We start from the raw sequence: 6716 nt of genomic DNA, 5'->3' as shown, positions 1-6716 counted from the left end.
ACCGAGAGTCCCCTCATCGTCAATTCCGGGCGTATCAATAATCATAACAGGACCTACAGGCTCAGGCAAAACGACAACGCTTCATGCCCTGCTTGGCGAAATGGACGCAGAGCGACTGAAAATAATAACGATAGAAGACCCCGTAGAAAAACTCCTTCCACATATCGACCAGATACAGGTAAACGAGGCGATTGGGCTGACATTTGAAAGTGTCCTTTCAAAGCTTCTTCGCCAAGACCCCGATGTCATAATGGTGGGCGAGATTCGCGACAGCGCGACGGCTCCGCTTGCGGTGCGTGCGGCTCTCACGGGGCATCTCATTTTCTCAACACTGCACACGAATGACAGCGTATCGGCAATATCAAGGCTCAGGAACATGGGCGTAGAGCCTTATCTTATATCGTCAGTTCTCAGATTCTCGCTTGCCCAAAGATTAGTCCGCAAAGTCTGCCCGCATTGCTCAAAGTCCGTTCCTCTGTCCGCTGAAATGACGGCACTCGCAAAGAAATACAACCTTCACGGCGAGACGATGAAAGAGAGCGTTGGATGCGAAAAATGTCTTTTCACCGGCTACAAGGGGCGGACTGCCGTGAGCGAAGTTTTTGAACTTGACGGCGATGTTACGGAAGCGATAGACGAAATGAAAGGCGACTCTGCCCTTTACGACATTTTCCGCAAAAAAGGAATGAAAACAATGCAGGAAGATGCCGTCAAAAAAGTGCTTTCAGGCGAGATAACTTTCTCGGAAGTTGTGAGGGAGGGGCTTGCATGAAAGAAAACTACAGGTGCATTATATGGAAGAATAACGGCAGGAAATCCGTCGTGTTCCGCTCCGCTCAAAGCGAAGATGAACTTATCCGCTCTTTTTCTTCGGAAAATCAGTCACTTTTATCATACAAGAAAATCCGCTCCGCAAAAGGAAAACATAGCCAAACATCAAAGTCCGCAGTGCTTACTTTCACGGAAAGCATAGCAGCCCTTCTGTCATCGGGGCTTTCTGTGCAAGATTCAATCTCGGTCTGCGCGAGGATAACGGACAGAAAAGCGGTCGCAAATCTCTGCGCCTCTCTTTCCCGCTCGCTTTCAGAAGGCAGGGCGTTAAGCGACTCTTTATCCTTGCACGGAACTTTTCCGAGCGTTTTCATACCCTTGATAAGAATTGGCGAGGCGACTGGCTCTGTCGCGGAAGTTTTTTCAAGGCTCACCGACTATCTGAGGACAAAAAAGGAACTGTCGCGGAAACTTGCCTCATCGCTCGCATATCCCGCCACAATCTGCGTTACTGCTGTCCTTGTCGTTCTCTGCATGGTGCTGTTCGTGTTCCCGAAACTCTCCGCCGTGTTCGAGGTCTTTTCTTCGGAAAGCCCCGCTCTTGAAGAGAAGATAGGCTCAATAAGAATCACCTTTACGATAACGGGAATGATTTTCGCTTTTGTAATTCTTTCAATCGCAGTCTGCATGGTTTTTAGAAAGATTTCAGAGTCTTTCGCGGAAAAAAGCGACAAGATTCTGATTTCGATTCCGCTTCTTTCAAAGTACATAAAAATATCAGAGACAAACGACTTCGCCTTTGCTATGGAGCTTCTATGCTCTTCGGGAATGTCTCTTGTCTCAGCCTTTGAGCAATCTGTGCTCGTCATAAGAAACAGGGCGTACAGAAAAGCCGTTTTTTCCGTTGCGGAAGATGTGAGAAACGGAAGCGATGTCGCAGAATCCATGAGAAAGCATAAGGAATTTCCGACATATATCGTGACATGGCTCGGAATCGGCGAGTCGACCGGCTCTGTGGAAAAATCATTCTCACAAATCCGCTCGTACTACGAGAAGGAACTTTCTTCGATACTTTCAACGCTCGCGGCAAGCGCAGAACCCGCGTTCATTCTAGCCGCTGGCATCGTCATATTTATCTTGGTCGGGCAAATCGTCCTTCCTATATTCTCAATGCTGGGGGAACTATGAAAACAAAGAAGCAGGAAAATTTAAAAAGTCTGAGAAACGAGGACGGCTGGACTTTCATGGAGACTCTGATTGTCATCGCGGTCCTTATGTTCATGACGGCGGGTGTGGGCTTTATGGCGGTCTCAAGTTTGGAGAAAGCTCGCGTTGCTTCCGCCCGAAGTCAGATTGATTCGTTCGCCGTCGCGCTGGAAGCCTATTACATCGACTGCAGGCGATACCCCACAGAAGAGCAGGGCTTACAGGCACTTAGGAAAAAGCCCGACATTGAGCCTGTGTCGGACTTGTGGAATGGTCCTTATATCCACAAGGACGCGCCAAAAGACCCGTGGGGGAACGATTACGAGTACACCGTGCCAGGAAACGATGGCGACCCGTACGCAATCCGCTCATTCGGCGCGGACGGAAAACTTGGCGGCGAAGGTAAGGATGCCGACATCACATCTTGGGAGTGATTCGATATGCTTTTGAGGGCTTTGATTTCTTCGCTTTGTATGCTTCTGATAATCTCCGCTTTTCTCTCGCTTCTTGCTTTTTCTTCACGAAGCACGAAAAAGTCAATCACGGAGGCGGAGCAATACATAGAGAGGGCGAACGGGAGGGCGGAGAATGGGCTTGAATGAGACCGTAATAGCAATATCGCTCTCGCTCGTAATAACAGCGGGAACGGCTTTTTCGTTCGCCGCATACGCGAGGAATTCAAAAAGGTTTTCTGAAAACGGAAAAGCCGCGCAGTCAACGCTTGTATGCGACGGAAAAATAAGGGAAGAAATCTCAAAAATCACGCTTTCCTATTATCTTTCCTCGCAAAAAGAGGCGGAGAAAAAAGCCTTGTTGCTGAAAAAGAAATTCAGCAATGAATACAATATAGAAATAATTTCCGTAGGCTGTCTCAAAGATTCTGCGGGAATAACGCAGGGACTTGATGTCGCTTGGAAAAAGGACGGAACGGAGCACAGAACAAAAGAACTGTTCTCGTCAGTCTCCATATTAAAATAGAAGGATTATGAAAAGGTCTGTCAGAAGTGAGGACGGCTACACCGTTCTTCTCACGCTCGCATTGATACTTGTTCTCATGCTCGCCCTTTCGGGAACTCTTTCCCTTGCTTCCGCATGGAAAAGCAGGGCTAACGCTCTCGAAAGACGGCTTTCAGCATTGGACGAGGCTGACGAGATTCTAAGAAAACTCACGCTTTCAATGCAGAGTCTCGCTTCTGACGAAAGCGACACATTCGACACGGACAACTACAACGCGATTATTTCAGAATTCGCCGACTGCTCCCTTTCTCTTTCCGATGTTTCAAGCGGCGTGAACACGAAATTCTGGAGCAAGAAAATCGCGGAGACAGAAGCCGTTCAGAGCCTTCTTTTGAGCCACGATGAAAGCGAATATTCGTGGCTTTGCCCCACGCTCTGCAACGAGGAAACGCTTTCAGAATCGCTCGAATCGTCGGGTGCGAAAAATGCAACGGAACTTTTTCCGCTCGTGAATTTCCTTCCGCTCACGAACATATACAGCCTTGACGAGGAGACAGTTTTTGCACTCCTCTCCTCGCTCAAAACAAAGAACGCCGAGGAAAAGACGGAGAAACTTTTTGAGGCAGTGAAAAGCCATACAGCCAGCGACAAGGGGATAGCCGAAATCCTCTCCGTGCAGATGAACTCACAGGCAATGGCTATTTTCGGCACAAAGACGGCTTTTTGGAAAGCCTCGCTCGCCACGGACTCATGTTCGGTGAAAGCCGTGTTCGCCGCAGTTCCGAACAAGGGCGAAAAGCCCAGAGAAGTAGAAAAATACATTCTCTTTGAGCGAAAAATCGAATACAGGGGGAGTCAGAATGAAAATTAATGCGCTCCCTGTCGCAAACAGGCTTGATTATTCGGTTCTCGTGCTTACGATTCCGCCGCTTTCCCCCGTAAAAAGGAAAAATGCGGCTGTGATACAGCTTTCTTCCCTCTATCCCGTGAGCCTCGAAGAAAAAAGCATCCGACTTTTCAAAAACGGAAAAAAGAAAAACTCTTGGATTTGCATAATCTCCCCAAAAAGCGACGAAAAGCAAAGCCTCAGAAGCTCAACGCTTTATGTCATAAACAGGTGCAAACATTTCAGCGGACGGGCGGCTTTCATATCAGATAATTTCACCGAGATTTTTGACTTTGAAAACGGCACTCTCATTTCTTGCAATGCTATCTCTGAAAAAAGCGGGGAGAAAATCACGCAAGCCTTTCTCGAAAAAGAGTGTGTTTTCACTAAAAGCGATATTCTTGGCGGAAAAGACAAAAAAGAAATCTTACGGAAACTTTTCATTGCGGGTCTTTCCGTCATCGTTTTTATTGCTTTTTCTTTGAATATCCTTTCTTCCTACAAAAAACGGCTGGACGAAGAAACGCGAGAACGGAACAGAATTGAGCGGGAAAACGAGAACAAAATAACGAAGCAGAAGCAAACGACAGAAAAACTTTCCTCGCTGAAACAAGAATACGAGGAGAAATTAAGAACATCATCGGTGAACATATACGAATCATTCTCGGTTTTGTATTCTTGCGTAGGAAAATCCGCGAAAGTCGAGAGTATGAGCGTTGAAGGCTCTTCCTTTCAGACGGACATTCATTCTTCCGACGGTGCGGAAGTCCTCTCAAGGTTCGAGCAGAATCAGGCGGTGGAAAGCGTGAGAATGAGCCGCTCCGCCCGTGAGCAAGGCAGGGAATTTGTCACATATTCGGGAACATTGCGCCGTCACGCTCTTGTCATTGACGAAAAAATCTCGGACGAAGAAAAAATTCTGATTTATGAAAACGCGCTGAAAAAACTCACGGAAAAGCAGGATTCCAGCGGTGAAAATCTTTCGGCATATATACAAAGATTGCGCTCCGCGATAAAAAAATCTTCCTGCACAGAAGAATATCTTCAAGTTTCAGAGGCAAACAAAAGAATACAAATAGAATGTATGATGAAAGGAATTGCTTCGTCTGCATTCTCGCTTCTTAAAAACACATCGGACGAATTTGATTTCCGTTCCGTCAGAATAAGGAGTTCAAGCAATGGAAGTCTTGTGAGTATGGTCGCAAAATTGGACTCTCACATAGAGGGAACTAAAGTCGGAGACTCTTTTATTTTGGGAAATGCGGGCGTGGAAGAGCCAAATCTTTCAGACTTGAACCGCTCATTTTACAAGCCCCCTGCCGTTTCAACTATTCAAGTATCTAAGAAAAATTCGGGAACTGCGGTCACAAAAGTTCAATCAGTTCAGCCACAGCCGAAAATAGCAAAGAAAAATTCAAACCTTGAATATGTCGGCGCGGGCGGTTCAGCGAAAAGCGGTCGTTATATTTTCTTCAAGGACAAATCAACGGGCGACCTTTACAAACTCCCGATTTTGGAATCAGGAAACGGGGATTTTTGCAGGGAGATTTCTTTTTCAAGTTATGAAGCTCATTTAAAAGGCGAGATATACGAGGTGAGAAAATGAAAACAAAGATTTTGCGAATGATTTTACTTTCGGTTATAGTTCTTCTTTGCTCCTGTGCCTCAAATAAGGCAGGCAACGATTCAATAATGTACTTGATGATTTATGACTATGAGAGCAACGGAGTTCAAGGAGCGGGCTTTTATGTCGGTGATAAATTCCTCGGCGAGAGCGATGTTCACGGTCGCTTTGCTTTTGCACTGAAAGACGAAAAAGAATACTCGGCAGAAATTCGGAAAACTGGCTACCGAACAGAAAAAATCACATTTTCTTATCAGCCTTCGGGAGTCATTTATGTGAAAATGGGAAACGCCGCGCAGTTTACGAGCCTTGCTGAAAATTCCCTTGACCTAAAAAAATACAATGAGGCTCTTATCTATGCAAACTACGCGCTCGAACTTGATTCAGAACGAGATGACACGCTCTATCTAAAAGCAATAATTCTGAACAAAATCGGGAATTTCTCAGAATCAAGCGACTGTCTTTCAAAAATCAAGCGACAAAATGAGAACAAAACATATATCGAAGAACTCAAAAAAAGAAATGACAAGAGGGAGAATTTATGAATTTCACAGCGAAAAAATACCCAAATTACACCTCGTCTCGCCCGATTTTTCTGATGCGCTCAAGTCACATCAATGCCAATTTGTACCACTACGGGGGAAACAACCCTGTCAAGTACACAGACCCGGATGGAAAGATAACAATAACTACATATTACATGAGTGATTTTTTAGCTTTTCAGAAATCAACTAAAGATATGCTGGCTATTCCTTTGGGCGGGGGCTTAACAAGTGCTCAAAAGGACATTTCTAAACTTTCGACAGCAACGACTATGGCGATGTCTCTAATTCCAACCATAGGCCCCTTTGCAGGCATATTTTCTTCTGATTTTTCGGTATCAACTTTAAAGGATACGGTTTCTACGATATCAGGAATGATAAGTGAATCTGCAGGTGCTCTATTATCCATGAAAGATTTAGCTCTGCTAATTAATTCAAATCCAGATATTTCAGCAAAGAATTATACGGATTCGCAAAAAGATTACTTAACGATGTGTGGAATCGAACAATCTTTTGCAAAGGATTTCTCAAAAGCTTTAAATGCGAATGGAATTTATACAGAACTAAACAAAGACGGAAACTCAGATTTTATAAAAAATATGCATATTTTGGCGACTGATATTTATGAGCCAGAAGAACAAATCAAAAACATTGCGAACCAGGTAAAAGCTTCAAATCCAATATACGCGAATGTACAAATAAATTAATGGAGAGGACATGAATAAAAAAT

8 protein-coding genes are annotated in these 6716 nt (G+C 44.9%); all 8 read left to right on the top strand.

What is annotated here, in order from left to right; all coding sequences use genetic code 11:
• Nucleotides 1-772: GspE/PulE family protein (locus ACKI5B_RS03420; RefSeq protein ID WP_407425851.1), on the top strand; the 772-nt coding region annotated here is incomplete at its 5' end.
• A complete protein-coding gene (locus ACKI5B_RS03415; protein WP_407425849.1) occupies nucleotides 769-1959 on the top strand; it encodes a type II secretion system F family protein in 1191 nt (396 codons plus the stop codon). The genes ACKI5B_RS03420 and ACKI5B_RS03415, both read left to right, overlap by 4 nt.
• A complete protein-coding gene (gene gspG, locus ACKI5B_RS03410; protein WP_407425847.1) occupies nucleotides 1956-2411 on the top strand; it encodes a type II secretion system major pseudopilin GspG in 456 nt (151 codons plus the stop codon). The genes ACKI5B_RS03415 and gspG overlap by 4 nt, the downstream gene beginning before the upstream one ends.
• A gap of 154 nt (nucleotides 2412-2565) precedes the next feature.
• The gene (locus ACKI5B_RS03405) at nucleotides 2566-2955 is read left to right on the top strand and encodes a hypothetical protein (protein ID WP_407425845.1); all 390 of its coding nucleotides are present in this window, start codon (nucleotides 2566-2568) and stop codon (nucleotides 2953-2955) included.
• A gap of 7 nt (nucleotides 2956-2962) precedes the next feature.
• On the top strand, nucleotides 2963-3805 hold the full coding sequence (locus ACKI5B_RS03400) for a hypothetical protein (RefSeq protein ID WP_407425843.1): 843 nt from the start codon (nucleotides 2963-2965) through the stop codon (nucleotides 3803-3805).
• Nucleotides 3795-5426 carry a hypothetical protein gene (locus ACKI5B_RS03395; protein ID WP_407425841.1) on the top strand — a complete coding sequence of 544 codons (1632 nt, stop codon included), beginning with the start codon at nucleotides 3795-3797 and terminating at the stop codon, nucleotides 5424-5426. Before ACKI5B_RS03400 ends, ACKI5B_RS03395 begins: the two co-directional genes overlap by 11 nt.
• Nucleotides 5423-5989 (top strand): hypothetical protein, encoded by a 567-nt coding sequence (locus ACKI5B_RS03390; protein ID WP_407425839.1) that lies wholly within the window; start codon nucleotides 5423-5425, stop codon nucleotides 5987-5989. Before ACKI5B_RS03395 ends, ACKI5B_RS03390 begins: the two co-directional genes overlap by 4 nt.
• The gene (locus ACKI5B_RS03385) at nucleotides 5986-6693 is read left to right on the top strand and encodes a hypothetical protein (RefSeq protein ID WP_407425837.1); all 708 of its coding nucleotides are present in this window, start codon (nucleotides 5986-5988) and stop codon (nucleotides 6691-6693) included. Before ACKI5B_RS03390 ends, ACKI5B_RS03385 begins: the two co-directional genes overlap by 4 nt.
• Nucleotides 6694-6716: the final 23 nt, after the last annotated feature.

This window comes from Treponema sp., from assembly GCF_045657965.1.
Taxonomy (GTDB): Bacteria; Spirochaetota; Spirochaetia; order Treponematales; family Treponemataceae; genus Treponema_D.
The sequence above is the reverse complement of the archived record's forward strand: the minus strand, read 5'-3'. Positions and strand labels throughout refer to the sequence as shown.

Coding starts and splice junctions, on each gene's coding strand:
- ACKI5B_RS03415 (WP_407425849.1), top strand. CDS start 769: ATGAAAGAAAACTACAGGTGCATTATATGGAAGAATAACGGCAGGAAA.
- gspG (WP_407425847.1), top strand. CDS start 1,956: ATGAAAACAAAGAAGCAGGAAAATTTAAAAAGTCTGAGAAACGAGGAC.
- ACKI5B_RS03405 (WP_407425845.1), top strand. CDS start 2,566: ATGGGCTTGAATGAGACCGTAATAGCAATATCGCTCTCGCTCGTAATA.
- ACKI5B_RS03400 (WP_407425843.1), top strand. CDS start 2,963: ATGAAAAGGTCTGTCAGAAGTGAGGACGGCTACACCGTTCTTCTCACG.
- ACKI5B_RS03395 (WP_407425841.1), top strand. CDS start 3,795: ATGAAAATTAATGCGCTCCCTGTCGCAAACAGGCTTGATTATTCGGTT.
- ACKI5B_RS03390 (WP_407425839.1), top strand. CDS start 5,423: ATGAAAACAAAGATTTTGCGAATGATTTTACTTTCGGTTATAGTTCTT.
- ACKI5B_RS03385 (WP_407425837.1), top strand. CDS start 5,986: ATGAATTTCACAGCGAAAAAATACCCAAATTACACCTCGTCTCGCCCG.